This window comes from Burkholderia catarinensis (assembly GCF_001883705.2).
Taxonomy (GTDB): Bacteria; Pseudomonadota; Gammaproteobacteria; order Burkholderiales; family Burkholderiaceae; genus Burkholderia; species Burkholderia catarinensis.
In genome coordinates this window covers 1-18085 of the sequence record NZ_MDEQ02000002.1, presented here as the reverse complement: position 1 = coordinate 18085, position 18085 = coordinate 1, and the positions used below count along the sequence as shown (strand labels likewise).

General features: G+C 68.5%; 18 protein-coding genes. 13 read left to right on the top strand and 5 right to left on the bottom strand.

Annotation, left to right across the window (positions count from 1 at the left end; genetic code table 11):
• The first annotated feature begins 1 nt into the window (after position 1).
• From BFF94_RS03225 to BFF94_RS03205, 5 genes are read left to right on the top strand one after another with little or no spacing between them, the layout of a single operon-like run.
• Positions 2-1414: an LLM class flavin-dependent oxidoreductase gene (locus BFF94_RS03225; RefSeq protein WP_128845174.1), complete on the top strand. Its 1413-nt coding sequence runs from the start codon at positions 2-4 to the stop codon at positions 1412-1414.
• A gap of 18 nt (positions 1415-1432) precedes the next feature.
• Entirely contained in the window at positions 1433-2611 is a 1179-nt protein-coding gene (locus tag BFF94_RS03220; RefSeq protein ID WP_219138983.1) for a methionine ABC transporter ATP-binding protein, read from the top strand.
• Entirely contained in the window at positions 2604-3260 is a 657-nt protein-coding gene (locus BFF94_RS03215; RefSeq protein ID WP_047902352.1) for a methionine ABC transporter permease, read from the top strand. The genes BFF94_RS03220 and BFF94_RS03215 overlap by 8 nt, the downstream gene beginning before the upstream one ends.
• Positions 3261-3315: 55 nt before the next feature.
• The gene (locus BFF94_RS03210; protein ID WP_128845176.1) at positions 3316-4158 is read left to right on the top strand and encodes a hypothetical protein; all 843 of its coding nucleotides are present in this window, start codon (positions 3316-3318) and stop codon (positions 4156-4158) included.
• Positions 4155-5366 (top strand): acyl-CoA dehydrogenase family protein, encoded by a 1212-nt coding sequence (locus BFF94_RS03205; protein ID WP_219138982.1) that lies wholly within the window; start codon positions 4155-4157, stop codon positions 5364-5366. The genes BFF94_RS03210 and BFF94_RS03205 overlap by 4 nt, the downstream gene beginning before the upstream one ends.
• A gap of 16 nt (positions 5367-5382) precedes the next feature.
• Here the strand turns inward: BFF94_RS03205 and BFF94_RS03200 are convergent, their stop codons facing one another.
• Positions 5383-6204 (bottom strand): hypothetical protein, encoded by an 822-nt coding sequence (locus tag BFF94_RS03200; protein ID WP_219138981.1) that lies wholly within the window; start codon positions 6202-6204, stop codon positions 5383-5385.
• A 169-nt stretch (positions 6205-6373) separates the two neighbouring features.
• Positions 6374-7219, bottom strand: a complete 846-nt coding sequence (locus BFF94_RS03195) for a helix-turn-helix domain-containing protein (RefSeq protein WP_219138980.1) — start codon at positions 7217-7219, stop codon at positions 6374-6376.
• A 274-nt stretch (positions 7220-7493) separates the two neighbouring features.
• Between BFF94_RS03195 and BFF94_RS03190 the strand changes: the two genes are divergently transcribed.
• Positions 7494-8456 carry a DUF2167 domain-containing protein gene (locus tag BFF94_RS03190; RefSeq protein WP_128842968.1) on the top strand — a complete coding sequence of 321 codons (963 nt, stop codon included), beginning with the start codon at positions 7494-7496 and terminating at the stop codon, positions 8454-8456.
• Positions 8453-9178, top strand: a complete 726-nt coding sequence (locus BFF94_RS03185) for a site-2 protease family protein (protein WP_128842967.1) — start codon at positions 8453-8455, stop codon at positions 9176-9178. Before BFF94_RS03190 ends, BFF94_RS03185 begins: the two co-directional genes overlap by 4 nt.
• Positions 9179-9235: 57 nt before the next feature.
• Here the strand turns inward: BFF94_RS03185 and BFF94_RS03180 are convergent, their stop codons facing one another.
• On the bottom strand, positions 9236-10630 hold the full coding sequence (locus BFF94_RS03180; protein WP_128842966.1) for an MFS transporter: 1395 nt from the start codon (positions 10628-10630) through the stop codon (positions 9236-9238).
• A 247-nt stretch (positions 10631-10877) separates the two neighbouring features.
• Here BFF94_RS03180 and BFF94_RS03175 point away from each other — a divergent pair, with 247 nt between their 5' ends.
• Together BFF94_RS03175 and BFF94_RS03170 are read left to right on the top strand one after the other, a co-directional pair.
• A complete protein-coding gene (locus tag BFF94_RS03175; protein WP_128842965.1) occupies positions 10878-12455 on the top strand; it encodes an aldehyde dehydrogenase (NADP(+)) in 1578 nt (525 codons plus the stop codon).
• A 195-nt stretch (positions 12456-12650) separates the two neighbouring features.
• Positions 12651-13202 (top strand): hypothetical protein, encoded by a 552-nt coding sequence (locus BFF94_RS03170; protein WP_128842964.1) that lies wholly within the window; start codon positions 12651-12653, stop codon positions 13200-13202.
• A 121-nt stretch (positions 13203-13323) separates the two neighbouring features.
• On the opposite strand, the gene kdgD is transcribed toward BFF94_RS03170, so the two are convergent.
• The gene (gene kdgD / locus BFF94_RS03165; protein ID WP_128842963.1) at positions 13324-14238 is read right to left on the bottom strand and encodes a 5-dehydro-4-deoxyglucarate dehydratase; all 915 of its coding nucleotides are present in this window, start codon (positions 14236-14238) and stop codon (positions 13324-13326) included.
• A gap of 230 nt (positions 14239-14468) precedes the next feature.
• Here kdgD and garD point away from each other — a divergent pair, with 230 nt between their 5' ends.
• The 4 genes from garD to BFF94_RS03145 all read left to right on the top strand — a co-directional run bounded on the left by garD (position 14469) and on the right by BFF94_RS03145 (position 17793).
• Positions 14469-16022 (top strand): galactarate dehydratase, encoded by a 1554-nt coding sequence (garD, locus tag BFF94_RS03160; protein ID WP_219138979.1) that lies wholly within the window; start codon positions 14469-14471, stop codon positions 16020-16022.
• A 224-nt stretch (positions 16023-16246) separates the two neighbouring features.
• Positions 16247-16639: a nuclear transport factor 2 family protein gene (locus tag BFF94_RS03155; protein WP_128842962.1), complete on the top strand. Its 393-nt coding sequence runs from the start codon at positions 16247-16249 to the stop codon at positions 16637-16639.
• Positions 16640-16717: 78 nt separating this feature from the next.
• Positions 16718-17173 (top strand): RbsD/FucU family protein, encoded by a 456-nt coding sequence (locus BFF94_RS03150; RefSeq protein WP_128842961.1) that lies wholly within the window; start codon positions 16718-16720, stop codon positions 17171-17173.
• Between the two features lie 182 nt (positions 17174-17355).
• Positions 17356-17793: a DoxX family protein gene (locus BFF94_RS03145; RefSeq protein ID WP_128842960.1), complete on the top strand. Its 438-nt coding sequence runs from the start codon at positions 17356-17358 to the stop codon at positions 17791-17793.
• Between the two features lie 49 nt (positions 17794-17842).
• On the opposite strand, the gene BFF94_RS03140 is transcribed toward BFF94_RS03145, so the two are convergent.
• Positions 17843-18085, bottom strand: a 243-nt coding sequence (locus BFF94_RS03140; RefSeq protein ID WP_219138978.1) for a transposase, incomplete at its 5' end; no start/stop codon positions are given.

Sequence of the window (18085 nt, the reverse complement as noted above, 5' to 3'; positions counted from 1 at the left end):
CATGACGACGGCGAACCGCAAGAAGATCCTGCTCAATGCGTTCAACATGAACTGCGTCGGGCACATCAACCACGGGCTGTGGACGCATCCGCGCGACCGCTCCGCGCACTACACCGATCTCGACTACTGGGCCGATCTCGCGAAGACGCTCGAACGCGGCAAGTTCGACGGAATCTTTCTCGCGGATATCGTCGGCGTGTACGACGTGTTCGGCGGCGGCCCCGATGCCGCGCTGCGCGAATCGGTGCAGGTGCCCGTCAACGATCCGCTGCTGCTCGTGCCCGCGATGGCGCAGGTCACGCGGCATCTCGGCTTCGGCGTGACCGCGAACCTGACCTACGAGCCGCCTTACCTGTTCGCGCGCCGCATGTCGACGCTCGATCACCTGACGAAGGGGCGGGTGGGCTGGAACATCGTCACCGGCTATCTCGACAGCGCCGCGCGCGGGATGGGCCTCGCGCAGCAGATCGGCCACGACGACCGCTACGAGCGCGCGGACGATTACATGGACGTCGTCTACAAGCTGTGGGAACAGAGCTGGGACGACGACGCGGTGATCCGCGACGCGCAGGCGCGCGTGTTCGCGCAGCCGGGCAAGGTGCGGCGCGTGAAGCACGACGGGCCGTTCTATTCGATCGACGCGATCCACCTGAGCGAGCCGTCGCTGCAGCGTACGCCGGTGCTGTACCAGGCCGGTTCGTCCGCGCGCGGCGTCGAGTTCGCGGGCCGTCATGCGGAATGCGTGTTCGTGAACGGGCAGAGCAAGGCCGCCGCGCGCGCGGCGGCGCTCGACATCCGCGCGGCCGCCGCTCGGCAGGGCCGCGATCCGGCGTCGATCCGGATCTTCGCGGGCGTGAGCGTCGTGACGGCCGAAACCGAGCGGCTTGCGCGCGAGAAATTCGACGAATACCGGCGCTACGCGAGCCCCGAAGCCGGCCTCGCGCATTTCGCGAGCTCGACCGGCATCGACTTCGCGAAGTACGGCCTCGACGAGCCGATCTCGTACGTGAAGACCGATTCGATCCAGTCGGCCGTCGACGCGATCTCGCGCAAGAGCACGACCGGCACGTGGACCGTGCGGCGGATGCTCGAACAGATGTCGCTCGGCGGCCGCTATGCGCCGATCGTCGGCTCGCCGTCGCAGGTCGCGGACGAACTGCAGTCGTGGATCGACGAGACCGGCATCGACGGCTTCAACCTGACGCGCACCGTGATGCCCGAGTCGTTCGAGGATTTCGTCGACTGGGTCGTGCCCGAGCTGCAGAACCGCGGCGTCTACAAGGAAGACTACGATCCCGCGCCGACGCTGCGCGAGAAGCTGTTCGGCGCGGGCCCGCGCCTGCCCGCCTGGCACACGGGCGCGCAGCACCGGCCGGCCGCCGTGTCCGAACCCGCGCATCCCGCGCATGCCTGAACGTGACGGAGCGAAGCGATGACGCAATTGTTCGATACGCTGGGTTTCATCGAGACGTCGGCCGTGCGGGCCGGCGCCGATGCAGCGGTGCATGAGGAAACGGCCGTGCCGGCCGGCGGAGTCGCCGTGTCGCTGGAGCAGGTCGGCAAGGTGTTCGCGACACCGCGCGGCCAGGCCGCCGCGCTGCGCGACGTGACGCTCGACGTGCGGCGCGGCGAGGTGTTCGGGATCATCGGCCGCAGCGGCGCCGGGAAGTCGACGCTGCTGCGGCTCGTCAACGGGCTCGAACGGCCGAGCTCGGGCCGCGTGCGCGTGCAGGGCGTCGACGTCGGCGCGCTCGACGAGGACGGGCTCGTCGCGCTGCGCCGCCGCACCGGCATGGTGTTCCAGCATTTCAACCTGCTGTCCGCGAAGACGGTGTTCGAGAACGTCGCGCTGCCGCTGAAGATCGCCGGCGTGCCGAAGGCCGGGCGCGTGCGCAAGGTCGACGCGCTGCTCGAGCTCGTCGGGCTTGCCGCGAAGCGCGACGCGTATCCGGCGAGCCTGTCGGGCGGGCAGAAGCAGCGCGTCGGCATTGCACGGGCACTGGTGCACGATCCCGAGGTGCTGTTGTGCGACGAGGCGACGTCGGCGCTCGATCCCGAGACGACGCAGTCGATCCTCGCGCTGCTCGCCGACATCAACCGCCGCCTCGGGCTGACGATCGTGCTGATCACGCACGAGATGGAAGTGATCCGCGCGGTGTGTGACACGGTCGCGGTGATCGAACAGGGCGAAGTCGTCGAAACGGGCCCGGTGTGGCGCGTGTTCGGCGATCCGCGCCACGGCGCGACGCGCGCGCTGCTCAGTACGCTCGTGCACGACCTGCCGGCCGAACTGGCCGCGCGCGTGCGGCCGCTGCCCGAGCAGGCCGCGTTGCCCGACGGCGCACAGGTCGTGCTCGACGTCCGCTATACGGGCGAGAGCGGTGGCGAGCCGGACGTTGGCGCGCTTGCGGCGGCGCTCGGTGGCTCCGTGCGTTTCCTGCACGGCGGGATCGAGCGCATCCAGGGGCATGCGCAGGGACGCCTCGTGATCGCCGCGGCGCCGCGCGCGGATGACGCCGGCCAGTCGCCGGCACGCGGCGGTGCGGTCGCCGCGCTGCTCGAACGCGCGCGCCGCCACGCGAATCACGCGGAGGTGCTCGGCTATGTTTGAGCTCTGGTGGCCCGAACTGCTCGACGCGATCCGCGACACGCTGTCGATGGTCGCCGCGTCGGCCGCGATCGCGGCGCTGATCGGCATTCCGCTCGCGGTGATCCTCGTGACGACCGCGCCCGGCGGCATCTACGCGCGGCGCGGCGTGAACGCGGTACTCGGCGCGCTCGTCAACGTGTTCCGCTCGACGCCGTTCATCATTTTGCTGGTCGCGCTGCTGCCGTTCACGCGCGTGCTGATCGGCACGACGATCGGCGTATGGGCAGCCGTCGTGCCGCTGTCGATCGCCGCGATCCCGTTCTTCGCGCGGATCGCCGAAGTGAGCCTGCGCGAAGTCGATCGCGGGCTGATCGAGGCCGCGCTCGCGATGGGCGCGAAGCGCCGCCACATCGTGTGGCACGTGCTGCTGCCGGAGGCGCTGCCCGGCATGCTCGGCGGCTTCACGATCACCGTCGTCGCGCTGATCGGCTCGACCGCGATGGCGGGCGCCGTCGGCGCGGGCGGGCTCGGCGATCTCGCGATCCGCTACGGCTACCAGCGTTTCGACACCACCGTCATGGTGACCGTGATCGTGATCCTGATCGCACTCGTCTCGGCCGTGCAGATCACGGGCGACCGCCTGGTCCGACGCGTGACCCGGCGTACCTGAGCGACGCCACAAGCGTCCGCTCTTTTCAATTCATGACCCTGAGAGAACGATACCCATGACCTTGCCCATCGGCGCGCCGCGCGAATGGAACGGACAATTCGAGGAGGCGCTGTTTCTCGACGTGGCGCGACGCCATCGTCCGGGCTTCCCCGACAAACTCGCCACGCCGCCGCGCGAGCCGCGCAATGACGACGAGCGGGCCGCCGTCGCCGACTACTACACGAAGATGGCGTCGCACGACCTGTTCATCGTGCAGGTCGTCGCGAAGGCGATCGACACGCTGTTCCGCGACGATCCGCATTTCCAGCTGATCCTGTCGCGCCAGCTCGGCGACGACGGCGCGCACGCGGCGATCGGCCGCGAACGCGTGACCGAACTGACGGGGCGCGATCCGCTGCCGGAAGTCGACCGGCTCGTCGCCGCACACTGGGCGCGCATCGGCGACATTGCGGTGCGTGACGTCGCGGGCTTTCTCGCATTCGAATGGCATTACGAGCTGCACATCCTCGCGAAGCTGTGGATCCAGCGCAAGACCGGCCGCATCGGCGACGGCGCGATGCGCGAGCACGGCGAGAACCGGATCCGGCCGGACGAGGAGTGGCATCGCGTGCAGATCGTCCAGTGGTGGTTCGACACGTTGCAGGCGCTGCCGGCCGCCGAGCGCGACGCGCTGATCGATCGCGTGATCGCGGCCGACGACGAAACGCAGGCGCGGCTCGACGGCTATCTGCACGACGAGTACGCGCACACCGCGCACGTGTTCGGCGCGGACATCGCCGAATACCGAGCGATCTACGACGACTGGCGGCGCGAGATCCTGTCGCGGCTGACCGGCCGCCGGCTCGGTGCGCTCGTGCCGCTGTCGGGCGAAACCGTTGCGCAGGAAGCCGTCGCATGAACGATCCATGCGGCCCGGCGACCTTCGCGCCGGATACCGGTGCGCCGGCCTTCGACCACGATGCGCTGGCGCGCGCGATCGACGCGCTGCGTGCGACCGCCGCCGCGCGCGACCGCGCGGGCGGTCATGCGGCGCAGGAGAAACAGTGGCTCGCCGATGCGGGCCTGCTGACACTTGCGGTGCCGCGCGCGTTCGGCGGGCAGGAAGCCGCGTGGCCCGAGATCTACGACGCGATCCGGCAGATCGCGCGCGTCGACAGCGCGCTCGCGCATCTCGTCGGGTTCCAGTGCCTGCAGGTGGTGAGCGTCGACGTGTGGGGCAGCGCCGCGCAGCGCGAACGCTATCTGCGCGGCACGGTCGAGCAGCGCTGGTGGTGGGGCAATGCGGTCAATCCGCTCGACACGCGGCTCGTGGCCGTCGCGACGCCGGACGGCGGGTACCGGCTAGACGGCGTGAAGGGCTTCTGTTCGGGTACGCGCGGCTCGCAGCGGATGACGGTGTCCGCGCACGATCCGGAAACCGGCCGCACCGTGTTCGGCGTGGTGCCGACCGATCGTCCGGGGATCACGGTCAACGAAGACTGGGATCCGATCGGCCAGCGCCAGACCGATAGCGGCAGCGTGCGCTTCGACGGCGTGACGCTCGCGGCGGACGAGGTGCTGCACCGTTCCGAAGCGCCGCCGACGCCGCGAGCGACGCTGCGCACGCTCGTGTCGCAGCTCGTGCTGACGAACCTGTTCGTCGGGCTCGCGGAAGGCGCGCTGGCCGAAGCGCGCGACTATGTGCTGAAGCATGGCCGCCCGTGGCTTCACTCGGACGCCGCACACGCGGAAGACGATCCGTACACGCTGCAGCGCTTCGGCGACATGCGCGTGCGGGCGATTGCCGCGGCGGCGCTGGCCGATCGCGCGGCCGGCGCGTTGCAGCGCGCGTGGGCGCGGCAGGATGCGCTGACGGCCGACGAGCGCGCCGAGGTGGCGCTCGCGGTATCGGAAGCGAAGATCGTCGCGCAGCGCGCGGCGCTCGAGAACGGCGAGGCGCTGTTCGACGCCTGCGGTGCGCGCGCGACGGCCGCGTCGCTCGGCCTCGACCGCTTCTGGCGGAACGCGCGCACGCATACGCTGCACGATCCGCTCGACTACCGGCTGCGCGATGTGGGCCGGTTCGCGCTGACGGCCGAGTTGCCGCAAGCGTCGCTCTATACGTAAGTGAGCGCGCGCTCCGTCATTGTTCGACGGAAGGCTGGCCTTCCGGCGGCACCGGCACCGGCACCGGTGCGCGCGCCGGCTCGCCGGCCAGCGGTGGGCTACTCTCCGCACCGGCGCGCTGGTACGACGCCAGTTCGTCCGAATAGCGCGCCGTCCGCATCCCGTTCGCGTCGTAGTATTCCTCGACCGACTTGACCCAGCGGCCCACCGCCGGCACGTACCAGAATGCCTTGTAGGTCTTGCCGGTCTGTTCCGCCGTCCCGTTGTTGTGGCTCTGCATCACGATCGTCGAACCGCCCGCGTTGCGCGATACGCCGGACGTGATCGACTGTCCCGGCGCGGCTTGCGCCTTCCACGTGCCTTCGGCCTCGATCTTGATCGCGTCGAACTTGCCGCCCGTCACGGTGACGGTATCGGGGCCCACGACCTTGTAATGCGTGTCGTACGCTTCCGACGCGTGCTGCGGATTCGGGTGCGACTCGCTGTACTTGATCGTCCACGTCTTGCCGACCGTCAGCGGAAACGCCAGCGGGCGGTTCACCACGGTTTCCGTGCCGTTGACGCTGCGCGAGCGGCTCCAGTCCGCGTCGACGATCAATTCGCGCGGTGCTTGCGTCGCGCCGCTTTGCCGGGTCTCGACGTAGATATGCTCGGGCGTCGTGCGCTGCACGGAAATCTGGTCGCGTGTCTGGCGCCAGCCGTTCGGGCCGACTTCGACGGTGTTGATGTAGGTCCAGGTATCGCCCGGCTTCAGCGTCGGGGTCGCGATCGATTGTGCGAGCGCGATGCCGGGCAGCGCGGCGCAGAGTGACAACGCAGCAAAGTTTTTCTTTTTCATGGTGTTTGTGTGGATGGCCAACGGTCTCGCCGGGAAGCTTATCAACCACACCTTTCAATCGGCATGCCATGCGCGGTGCCGGTGCAACTCCAGTTTCCGCATCTAGGGGAAAGGGTGCATCGCGCCGGGCTACGACGCCAACTTCAGCATCGTCGACGTGCGCGCGGTACTACACCGGCAACGCGTCCGCCAGCGCCCGCATCGCGTCCACCGTCTCCGGGTTCGCCGGAAAGAACGCCTCGATCGCGAGTTCCGACAGCGTCACGTCGACCGGCGTGCCGAACACCGTCGTCGTGCTGAAGAACGTCAGTTCGCCGGCCGCCGTGCGCAGCCGCAGCGGCACGGCGATATCCGCGAAGTCGGCGCGCGCCTGCGGCTCGTCGGGCTGGCCGGCCGGCGCCGGATACGCGGCAAGCTCGTCGCGCAGTGCGTGCAGCGTGCGGTCGCCGCTCGCATCGATCTGCCGCTGCAGCCGATGCAGGATGTGCGCGCGCCATTCATGCCAGTTGACGATCTGCGACGCGAGGCCTTCCGGATGCAGGCTCAGCCGCAGCACGTTGACGGGCGGCTGCAGCAGCGAAGGATCGGCCTGCGCGACCAGCGCGCCGAGCATCCGGTTCGCGGCCAGCAGCGTCCAGTGACGATCCACGGCGAGCGCCGGGTAGGGCTCGTGGCCGCGCAGCACGGCTTCGACCGCATGGCGCGCGGCATCCAGCTGCGGATCGGAGAACGGCCGCTCGCGAAACAGCGGCGCAAAGCCGGCCGCGACGAGCAGCGCATTGCGCTCGCGCAGCGGCACGTCCAGACGCTCCGCGAGATGCAGCACCATGTCGCGGCTCGGCTGCGCACGGCCCGATTCGACGAAGCTCAGGTGGCGCGCGGAGACTTCCGCGTCGAGCGCGAGCGCCATCTGGCTCAGGCGCCGGCGCTGCCGCCACGTGCGCAGCAGCGGGCCGATGCCGGACGCGCGGCCGGCGGACGGGGAGGGCGAATGGAGGGCGGCGGTCGGGTTCATGTTCCGGATGATAGGCAATCCTGTGCGTGCCGGGCATTACCCGGGAAGTAAGCATTTCGTTTCGGCGGGACGCGTCGATGGCGGTCGAGCGGTGCGTGCCGGCGCGCTCGTCCCGCCCCCTCCCGCCACCCCTTCGCGAATCCCCGGGCTCCCCCCGGCGCTGCGTTACCATAACCCCCGTGCCATCTGAGAGGCGATGCCGGACCCCGCGACCACAACGCACGGGCCGGTGCCGCGCACATTCACGACAAAGGCATTCCAGGGGAATCCAATAATGAAAAAACTTGCCGTCCGGCTCGCCTGCGTGGCGATGCTCGCACTCGCCGCGACCAGCGGCCACGCGCAGACCGAAGCTGCGCAGGTGGAAATGAGGGCCGCCGCCGCGGCCGCCAACGAAGCGGTCGTGAAAGGGCCGACCGACATCGACGTGAAACACGAAGCCGTGCTGAAGCTGAAGGCCGGCGAGTCGTTCGTGCCGGCCGCCGAAGCCGGCCGCTACCTGCGCTCGATGGGCAACTCGATCGACGAATCGAAGCTGGTCGGCCTCGTGCTGCCCGACGATCCCGACGCCGACTGGATCTCGGTCGTGTCGTTCGAGCCGAGCGGCTACATCCGCGACGACGACGCGAAGGACTGGAAACCCGACGAATTGCTGAAAAGCCTGCAGGCCGGCACCGAGGAAGACAACCCGGCGCGCAAGGAGCGCGGCCTGCCCGAAACCGAGGTGGTCGGCTGGGCGAAGGCGCCCGCGTACGACGCGGCCACGCACCGGCTCGTGTGGTCCGCGATCATCCGTGAAAAGGGCGCGGCCGCGAATGCCGGGAACGACGGCGTGAACTACCGGACGCTCGTGCTCGGCCGCGACGGCTACCTGTCGCTGACGATGGCGTCGACGCTGGCCGACCTGCCGAAATACAAGACGTCGGCCGATGATCTTCTGTCGAACATCAGCTTCAACGACGGCAAGCGCTACGCCGATTTCAACAAGTCGACCGACCACGTCGCCGAGTACGGCCTCGCGGCACTGATCGTCGGCGTCGGCGCGAAGAAGCTCGGCCTGCTCGCGCTGATCGGCGTGTTCGCGGTGAAGTTCTTCAAGATCGGTGCGGTCGCGCTGCTGGCCGGCGGCGCGGCGCTGAAGCGCTTCTTCGGGCGCAAGCCGAAGGCGGCCACGGTGCCGGCCGTCGCCGACGCGTCCGAGGTCTCCGACGTATCCGTCACGGAGCGCAAGGAATGACGAAGCTGCTGCTGCTGATCTTCGGCGGCCTCAAGCTCGGCAAGGTGCTCGTGTCGGCGGGCACCATGCTGGCGTCGATCGCGGTCTATGCGCTGTTCTACGGCTGGCGCTTCGCGGCCGGTTTCGTCGCGCTGCTGCTGGTGCACGAGGCCGGTCACTACATCGCCGCGCAGCGGCGCGGGCTCGATGTCGGGCTGCCGACCTTCATCCCGTTCGTCGGTGCATGGATCCAGCTGAAGGAGATGCCGCACGACGTGGAAACCGAGGCGTATGTCGGGCTCGCCGGGCCGTTCGTCGGCACGCTCGGCGCGCTGGCCTGCTACGCGGCCGCGCGCCACTTCGACAGCAACCTGCTGCTCGCGCTGTCGTACACGGGTTTCTTCCTGAACCTGTTCAACATGATTCCGCTGTCGCCGTTCGACGGCGGGCGGATCACCGCGGTGCTGTCGCCGCGCATCTGGTTCGCGGGCGTGCCCGTGCTGATCGCGCTGTTCGCGTATCGCCCGAGCCCGCTGCTGATCGTGATGGCGATCCTTGCGCTGCCGCAGCTGAAACGCGCGTGGCGCTACGATCCCGACGCGCCGGAGAACCGCGTGTACTACGCGACGTCGATCGAGACGAAGACGACGTACGCGCTCTGCTACGTCGGCCTGCTCGCGTTCCTCGCGCTGATGACGTCCGGCGTGCACGACATGCTGCGCGTCGCGCATTCGTCGACCTGATGCAAAAACGGCGGCCGTTTTCACGCGGCCGCCGTCGTCTTCCCCTCCCGCCGAGCTTCACGCGTCGCGATGACGCAGTTCGACGCGCCTGATGTCCTTCACGATCACGAGATAGCTGAACACGGTGACGAGCGCGTTCAGCCCGACGAACACGAGCGCGCCGTTGAACGAGCCGCTCGCGCCGACGAGATAGCCGATCGCGATCGGCGCGACGATCCCGGCCGTGTTGCCGAACATGTTGAACAGGCTGCCCGACAGGCCGATCGCTTCCTTCGGCGCGGTATCCGCGACGACGGCCCAGCCGAGCGAGCCGATCCCCTTGCCGAAGAACGACACGGCCATCAGCGCGATCACCAGCACTTCGCTGTCGACGTAATTGCAGCCGATGATGACCATCGACAGCGCCATCCCGCCGACGATCGGAATCTTGCGCGCGAGCGTCAGCGATACGCCGCGGCGGATCAGCCCGTCCGACAGCATCCCGCCGAGCACGCCGCCGAGGAACCCGCAGATCGCGGGCAGCGACGTCATGAAGCCGGCCTTCAGCAACGACATCCCGCGCGCCTGCACGAGGTAGATCGGGAACCACGTGAGGAAGAAGTACGTGAGCACGTTCACGCAGTACTGGCCGAGGTACACGCCGATCAGCATCCGGTTCGACAGCAACTGGCGCATGTAATACCAGCCGGCCACGCGACTGCCTTCGGAAGCGGAGGCGCCGGCGCCGCGCGACGCGGTCGGCCGGCCCGCGGATCGCACGAGGCCGCCGCCCTGCTCGATATGGTCGAGTTCCGCGCGATTCACGGCCGGATGATCGGCCGGATCCTTCATGACGCGCAGCCACAGGAACGCGAGCGCGATGCCCGCGAGGCCGAGCCACAGGTACACCTGGTGCCAGCCGTACGCATGCGTGAGCCACGCCATCAGCGGCGAGAACACCACGGCCGCGAAGTACTGCGCGGCGTTGAAGATCGCCGACGCGGTGCCGCGCTCGGCGGTCGGGAACCAGCTCGCGACGACCTTCGCGTTGGCCGGAAACGCGGGCGCCTCGGCGATGCCGACCGCGAAGCGCATCGCGAACAGCGCGGCGACCGCGAACGCGGCGCTGCCGCCGAGGCCGATCGTGCTCTGCAGCAGCGTGAACGCCGACCACAGGAAGATGCTCGCCGCATACACGCGGCGTGCGCCGAAGCGGTCGAGCAGCCAGCCGCTCGGCAGTTGCGCGAGCACGTACGCCCAGCTGAACGCCGAGAAGATATAGCCCATCGTCACCGGATCGATGCCGAACGCCTTGCGGATCGGTGTGCCGGTGATCGACAGCGTCGCGCGGTCCGCATAGTTGAGCGTCGTGACGACGAACAGCATCGCCAGGATCCAGTAGCGCACGGCGGTCCGGCGCGCGGTGCGCGCGAGGTCGATCGGAAGATCGCGAGGGGTGGTCTGATTGGGCACTTTAATGTACGTCGTCGTATGACATGACGGCAGTTTATGGGCAATGATCAGATGCAGAAACCTCGGGTTTTCCCTTTGGATGGTGACGCGAGACGGTAAGAATTCCGCGCCTAGACTGATGGAATAAGGGCTTCGCGCATATCGGCACGAGGCCGGTTGTTGACGCGAATATTGAAACGTCGTCGGCAGACATCATATCTGTTGAGCTACAATGAACAATCCATTCCCGAACCACGGAGCACACCCCATGCAACTGACAGGAGAGATGCTGATCGGCGCCGAAGCGGTGGCCGGCTCGGCCGGAACCTTGCGCGCGTTCGATCCGACGAAGGGCGCGCCGATCGAGGCGCCGGCGTTCGGCGTCGCGACGCAGGCCGACGTCGAGTGCGCGTGCGAGCTCGCGCGCGACGCGTTCGATGCGTACCGCGCGCAGCCGCTCGCGGCCCGCGCAGCGTTTCTCGACGCGATCGCGGATGAAATCGTCGCGCTCGGCGACGCGCTGATCGAGCGCGCGCATGCCGAAACGGGCCTGCCCGTCGCGCGGCTGCAGGGCGAGCGCGGCCGCACCGTCGGCCAGCTCCGGCTGTTCGCGCGCGTCGTGCGCGACGGGCGCTTCCTTGCCGCGTCGATCGATCCCGCGCAACCCGCCCGCACGCCGCTGCCGCGTTCGGACCTGCGACTGCAGAAAGTCGGGCTCGGGCCCGTCGTCGTGTTCGGTGCGAGCAATTTCCCGCTCGCGTTCTCGGTGGCCGGCGGCGATACGGCGTCGGCGCTGGCGGCCGGCTGCCCGGTAATCGTGAAGGCGCACGAGGCACATCTCGGCACGTCCGAGCTGGTTGGCCGCGCGATCCGCGCCGCCGTCGCGAAATCCGGGATGCCGGCCGGCGTGTTCTCGCTGCTGATCGGCCCCGGCCGCGTGATCGGCGCGGCGCTCGTCGGCCATCCGGCGATCCAGGCCGTCGGCTTCACGGGGTCGCGGCAGGGCGGCATGGCGCTCGTGCAGCTCGCGAACGCGCGCCCGCAGCCGATTCCCGTCTATGCGGAAATGAGCAGCATCAACCCCGTCGTGCTGTTCCCGGCCGCGCTCGCCGCGCGCGGTGACGCGATCGCGACGGGCTACGTCGATTCGCTGACGCTCGGCGTCGGCCAGTTCTGCACGAACCCGGGCCTCGTGCTCGCGATCGACGGCCCCGATCTCGACCGCTTCGAGACCGTCGCCGCGCAGGCGCTGGCGAAGAAGCCGGCCGGCGTGATGCTCACGCGCGGCATCGCCGATGCGTACCGCAACGGCCGCGGCAAGCTGGTTGAACTGCCGGGCGCGCGCGAAATCGGCGCGGGCGAGGCCGCGCAGACCGACTGCCAGGGAGCCGGCGCGCTGTACGAAGCCGGCGCGCAGGCATTCCTGGCCGAGCCGGCGTTCAGCCACGAGATGTTCGGGCCGGCGTCGCTGATCGTGCGCTGCCGCGATCTCGACGAAGTCGCGCGCGTGCTCGACGCGCTCGAAGGCCAGTTGACGGCCACGCTGCAGATGGACGCTGACGACAAGCCGCTCGCGCGCCGGTTGCTGCCGGTCCTCGAACGCAAGGCAGGCCGCCTGCTCGTGAACGGTTACCCGACCGGCGTCGAGGTGTGCGACGCGATGGTGCACGGCGGGCCGTTCCCCGCGACGTCGAACCCGGCCGTCACGTCGGTCGGCGCGACGGCGATCGAGCGTTTCCTGCGGCCCGTGTGCTACCAGGATTTCCCGGACGACCTGCTGCCCGAAGGGCTGCAGGAAGGCAATCCGCTCGCGATTCCGCGTCTGCGGGACGGCAAGGCGGAGTGACGGGCGGCAGCCCGGCGGCGAACGCCGGGCTGCTCGCCGGATGCGCGAAAGCGGAGGCGGCCGGCTGGCCGTCTCCGCTTTTTTTCAGGGTGCCTTCCGCGTCGCCGGATTTTCTCCTACAGTAGCGAAGCCCCGGCCTACCCGGTTCGCGGGCGAGCCTGAGAGACCGACAAAAGACAACGAGGGAACCCTCCCATGAACATCAACAAGCGTGGCGATCACCTGTTCGCGGCCGGATTGTGGAAAGCGATCGGCGACGTCGCGAAATCCGTGCGCACCCAGATCGGCCAATACAGCGAAGGGCGCGTGCTCGCGAATGCGCTGCTGGAATTCCAGCGCGACCTCGGCGGCAGCGAATTCGACGTGACGATCAACCAGGGGCGGCTCGTCACGGGCGCCGACGCGCATTCGCTCGTGTTCGGGCAGGCCGTTCGCCGTTTCCGGCAGGACATGGAAGCGCTGGTGTTCGCGCTCCAGTACCGGCGCGGCATCGACGAGCGCGACCCGAGCCTGCGCACCGAAGCGCTGATGCAGGCAAACAGCCAGCTCGCGACCGCGAAGCAGTCGGCGACGATCACGGTCGGCCGGTTCTTCGATGCGGTCGTCGACCGCGACGTGCTCGGGCAGATCCTCGGCGGCGAATCGAATGCGCGCGCAGGGACGGGCGCACAGAGCCAGATCGAGGCAACGCGGGTCAAGCTGGGGACCGTGCGCTACCGGATCGTCGGGATCATCGCGCAGATGTGACGGCGACGGCGCGCACCGCGGCGGATGCGTGCGTCATGGCGAAAAGAACGCAACCAATGGCCGCGGCCGGCGAGTGCCGGCCGCGATGCAAATCTGCCGGCGCGCCGCCGGCCATGCCCGCTTACTGCGGGCCCATCTTCTTGATCAGCACGTCGAGCTCGGCCGCTTCGGCGTCGGTGAGGTCGACGAGCGGCGCACGCACCGGGCCCGCGTCGTGGCCGACGAGCTTCGCGCCCGCCTTCACGATGCTGACCGCGTAGCCCGCGCGACGATTGCGGATGTTCAGGTACGGCAGGAAGAAGTCGTCGATCAGGCGGCCGACCGTTGCGTGGTCGTCCTTCGCGATCGCTTCGTAGAATTCCATCGCCGTCTTCGGGATGAAGTTGAACACGGCCGACGAATACACCGGCACGCCGAGCGCCTTGTACGCGGCGGCATAGACTTCGGCCGTCGGCAGGCCGCCGAGGTACGCGAACCGGTCGCCGAGGCGGCGGCGGATCGTGACCATGCTCTCGATCTCGCCGACGCCGTCCTTGAAGCCGATCAGGTTCGGGCAGCGGTCGGCGAGGCGCTCGAGCATGTCGGCGTTCAGCTTCGAATTCGCGCGGTTGTACACCACGACGCCGACCTTCAGGGCGCGGCACACCTGCTCGACGTGGTCGGCGATCCCTTCCTGGCTCGCTTCGGTCAGGTAGTGCGGCATCAGCAGCACGCCGCTTGCGCCGAGGCGCTCGGCTTCCTGCGCATATTCGATCGCGACGCGCGTCGCACCGCCCGCGCCGGCGAGGATCGGCACCTTGCCCTTGCAGGTTTCCGTCGCGACGCGGATCACGTCCGAATACTCGCGCTGGGTGAGCGAGAAGAATTCACCGGTGCCGCCGGCCGCGAACAGCGCGCTCGCGCCATACGGCGCCAGCCATTCCAGGCGTTCGGCATAGGTGGCCGGGCGGAAGCTGCCGTCGGCGTCGAAATCCGTCAGCGGAAACGACAGCAGGCCGTGGGAGATGATCTGTTTGAGTTCTTGCGGTGAAGTCATGGTTGGGGTCGTCCGTCTAGCGCGAGTGCTGGGTTCGTCGGGAACGGCATACGAGCCACATTGGCGATGTCGTTGTATGTCATCGTACAACGAGGGAAAGGGTGGCGCAAGCGGTTTGCTGGCCGTTCGAGGGTAGGGTCTTTCCGGATAAGGGTTTACTCAGCATCGCTGGTTGACGCGGAATGTCGTATGATGACTAACGATATGGTCAATAGCTTGCTGGAATCCCGATGACTGCTTCCCCTCTCTATATCCGCGTGCATCCGGACGACAACGTCGCGATCGTCGTCAATGACGGCGGGCTGCCCGAGGGCGCGACGTTCGCCGACGGGCTGACGCTGCGCGAAGGCGTGCCGCAGGGGCACAAGGTTGCGTTGGCCGATCTCGCGGCCGGCGATCCGATCGTGCGCTACAACGTGGTGATCGGCTATGCGCTGGCCGAGCTGCGGCGCGGCAGCTGGGTCAACGAGCGCACGATGCGCATGCCCGAGCCGCCGGGGCTCGACGACCTGCCGCTCGCGACGCGCGCCGCACCGCCGCTGCCGCCGCTCGAAGGCTATACGTTCGAGGGCTTCCGCAATGCCGACGGCTCGGTCGGCACGCGCAACATCCTCGCGATCACGACGACCGTGCAGTGCGTGTCGGGCGTCGTCGAGCACGCGGTGAAGCGGATCAAGGACGAGCTGCTGCCGCGCTATCCGAACGTCGACGACGTGGTCGGGCTCGAGCACACGTATGGCTGCGGCGTCGCGATCGACGCGCCCGACGCCGACATCCCGATCCGCACGCTGCGCAACATCAGCCTGAATCCGAACTTCGGCGGCGAGGTGATGACCGTGAGCCTCGGCTGCGAGAAGCTGCAGCCCGAGCGCCTGTTGCCGCCCGGCGCGATTCCGGTGACGGCCGACGGCGCGACCGGCAACGGTGGTGTCGTGTGCCTGCAGGACGCCGCGCACGTCGGTTTCAACTCGATGATCGACTCGATCATGAAGATGGCCGAAGCGCATCTCGAGCGGCTGAACCGCCGTCGCCGCGAGACATGCCCCGCGGCGGATCTCGTCGTCGGCGTGCAGTGCGGCGGCAGCGACGCGTTCTCGGGGCTCACCGCGAACCCGGCCGTCGGCTTCGCGGCCGACCTGCTGGTGCGCGCCGGCGCGACGATCATGTTCTCCGAGGTGACCGAAGTGCGCGACGGCGTCGCGCAGCTCACGTCGCGCGCGGCGACCGAGGAGATTGCGCGCGACATCATCCGCGAGATGGACTGGTACGACCGCTACCTGCAGCGCGGCCGCGTCGACCGCAGCGCGAACACGACGCCCGGCAACAAGAAGGGCGGCCTGTCGAACATCGTCGAGAAGGCGATGGGGTCGATCGTGAAGTCGGGCAGCGCGCCGATCGCCGGCGTCGTGCGCCCCGGCGATCGCGCGCGGCAGAAGGGGCTGCTGTACGCGGCGACGCCCGCGAGCGATTTCATCTGCGGCACGCTGCAGCTCGCGGCGGGGATGAACCTGCACATTTTCACGACCGGCCGCGGCACGCCGTACGGCCTCGCGCAGGTGCCGGTGATCAAGGTCGCGACGCGCAGCGACCTCGCGCGCCGCTGGCACGACCTGATGGATCTCGATGCGGGGCGGATCGCGACCGGCGCGGCAACGATCGAGGACACGGGCTGGGAACTGTTCCGGCTGATGCTCGACGTCGCAAGCGGCAAGCGCCGCACGTGGGCCGAGCAATGGAAGCTCGCGAATGCGCTGACGCTGTTCAACCCGGCGCCGGTGACCTGACGCGCGCGGTGGTGACGGCAGACGATGCGGGCGCCGAGGGCGCCCGTTTTCATTGCGGCGGCGGTTCGCGATTCGACGCACGCGTGTCGTACGCGAACGGCGCGATTTTCCTTACCTCGCACGTAATCGACCGCTTGCGCGAGGTCGGCGACGATGACTGCACGCGAATACGAAGCACACCACGTTCGCGACCTCGTCCCCTCATCGACACAAGGAGCCTCGCCATGAACACCGCCCAATCCGTCCCGGCCGCTCACACCGACCTGATCGACCGCTACTTCGACGCATGGAACGAACCGGACGTCGCGCGCCGGCGCGCGCTGATCGATGCGACCTACGCGAGCGACGCGGCCTATCGCGATCCGCTGATGGCCGGCGACGGTCACGCGGGCATCGACACGATGATCGCGGCCGTGCAGGAGCGCTTCCCCGCGTACCGCTTCCGCCGCACGACCGACGTCGACGCGTTCGGCCGGCACCTGCGGTTCTCGTGGGCGCTCGTGTCGCCCGACGGCGCCGCGATCGTGAAGGGCTCGGACTTCGGCACCGTCGACGCGTCGGGCCGCCTCGCATCGGTCACGGGTTTCATCGACGAAATGCCGGCCGCGGTGTCGTGACGCGAGCGGCGCATGTGCAGCGGCCACCGGGATCGGGTAACGTTATGCGGTTTGTTCCTGATCCCGGAGACTAGCCGCATGCTGAAGAATCTCGATCCACTGCTGCACGCCGACATCCTGCACACGCTGCGCGCGATGGGCCACGGCGACGAAATCGTGATCTGCGACGCGAATTTCCCCGCGGAATCCGTCGCGGAGCACACGGTGGTCGGCCGCGCGCTGCGGGTCGACGGCGCCGATTCGGCGCGCGTCGCGCGCGCGGTGCTGTCCGTGCTGCCGCTCGATACGTTCGTCGACACGCCCGCGTGGCGGATGGAAGTCGTCGGCGATGCAGCCGCGGTGCCGCCCGTGCAGCGCGAGGTGCAGGCCGAGATCGATCGCGCGGAAGGGCGCACGGTGCCGCTCTCGGGCATCGAACGTTTCGCGTTCTACGAGCGCGCGCAGCAGGCTTACGCGGTGATCGTCACCGGCGAGCTGCGCGGCTACGGCTGCTTCATCTTCAAGAAAGGCGTGCTGTTGAGCGACGCGGGCTAAACGCCCCGTTTGCTTTTTTCCATGCCGCCGCCGTGTAAAGATTTGCTACAACCTTTTTCTTGGACACGGCCGAAAGACCCTCTATGCTGGCCCATTTGCCGCGGGCCCCGCAGGGCCACGCGGCCTCGAGCCGCGTGGGCGCGCCCCGCGCGGCCGGCCGAATTGCATACGAGGAGAGAGGCATGACGCGTTCCGTCGATTCCGGCGTCATTTTTTTCGCACGCCTGGCGCTGGCGGCGTTGTTCCTGTGGGGCGGCGTGATGAAGCTGCTCGGCTACAGCGATTTCGTCGGTTACCTGCATGGGCTGAACGTGCCGTATCCGCAGGTGATCGGGCCGATCGTCGTCGCGATCGAGGGGCTCGGCGGCCTGCTGCTGATCGTCGGCTACAAGGTGAAGCCGCTCGCGCTGCTGATGGCGTTCTACACGGTCGCAACCGCGATGGTCGGGCACAATTTCTGGGACGCGACGGACGCCGCGGTCCAGCACGACATGGTGATCCACTTCTGGAAGAACATCGCGATTGCCGGCGGTTTCCTGCTGCTGTACGTTACCGGCGCCGGAGGCGCGAGCGTCGACGGCCTGCGCCGGCCGAGTTCGTCGTACGGCGGGCTGCGCTGAATCTGCGCTGATCGCACGCGCGCCGTTGCGCTGAAGCAAAAAGAAAGGTTCATCGCGGATTACCGGGGAACGCGGCGCGGATCTTCAGGAAGAAGTATTCCTCGTCGCGGTACCCATAAGCCCGACGCTTGATGACCTTGATGGTGTTGTTGATGCCTTCAACGATGCTGGTATTGAGCGGGTGGCGGCAACGAGTCACGATACCGTGCCAATAGCCCTGCAAGCGTTCAGCGAACTTTTGCAGGGCAGCGATTCCGCTTTGCTGAGCCTGTTCGATCCACTGCTCCCAGGC

Coding starts and splice junctions, on each gene's coding strand:
- kdgD (WP_128842963.1), bottom strand. CDS start 14,238: ATGACTTCACCGCAAGAACTCAAACAGATCATCTCCCACGGCCTGCTG.
- BFF94_RS03225 (WP_128845174.1), top strand. CDS start 2: ATGACGACGGCGAACCGCAAGAAGATCCTGCTCAATGCGTTCAACATG.
- BFF94_RS03195 (WP_219138980.1), bottom strand. CDS start 7,219: ATGAACCCGACCGCCGCCCTCCATTCGCCCTCCCCGTCCGCCGGCCGC.
- BFF94_RS03150 (WP_128842961.1), top strand. CDS start 16,718: ATGCTGAAGAATCTCGATCCACTGCTGCACGCCGACATCCTGCACACG.
- BFF94_RS03175 (WP_128842965.1), top strand. CDS start 10,878: ATGCAACTGACAGGAGAGATGCTGATCGGCGCCGAAGCGGTGGCCGGC.
- BFF94_RS03190 (WP_128842968.1), top strand. CDS start 7,494: ATGAAAAAACTTGCCGTCCGGCTCGCCTGCGTGGCGATGCTCGCACTC.
- BFF94_RS03200 (WP_219138981.1), bottom strand. CDS start 6,204: ATGAAAAAGAAAAACTTTGCTGCGTTGTCACTCTGCGCCGCGCTGCCC.
- BFF94_RS03205 (WP_219138982.1), top strand. CDS start 4,155: ATGAACGATCCATGCGGCCCGGCGACCTTCGCGCCGGATACCGGTGCG.
- BFF94_RS03215 (WP_047902352.1), top strand. CDS start 2,604: ATGTTTGAGCTCTGGTGGCCCGAACTGCTCGACGCGATCCGCGACACG.
- garD (WP_219138979.1), top strand. CDS start 14,469: ATGACTGCTTCCCCTCTCTATATCCGCGTGCATCCGGACGACAACGTC.
- BFF94_RS03210 (WP_128845176.1), top strand. CDS start 3,316: ATGACCTTGCCCATCGGCGCGCCGCGCGAATGGAACGGACAATTCGAG.
- BFF94_RS03145 (WP_128842960.1), top strand. CDS start 17,356: ATGACGCGTTCCGTCGATTCCGGCGTCATTTTTTTCGCACGCCTGGCG.
- BFF94_RS03185 (WP_128842967.1), top strand. CDS start 8,453: ATGACGAAGCTGCTGCTGCTGATCTTCGGCGGCCTCAAGCTCGGCAAG.
- BFF94_RS03155 (WP_128842962.1), top strand. CDS start 16,247: ATGAACACCGCCCAATCCGTCCCGGCCGCTCACACCGACCTGATCGAC.
- BFF94_RS03220 (WP_219138983.1), top strand. CDS start 1,433: ATGACGCAATTGTTCGATACGCTGGGTTTCATCGAGACGTCGGCCGTG.
- BFF94_RS03170 (WP_128842964.1), top strand. CDS start 12,651: ATGAACATCAACAAGCGTGGCGATCACCTGTTCGCGGCCGGATTGTGG.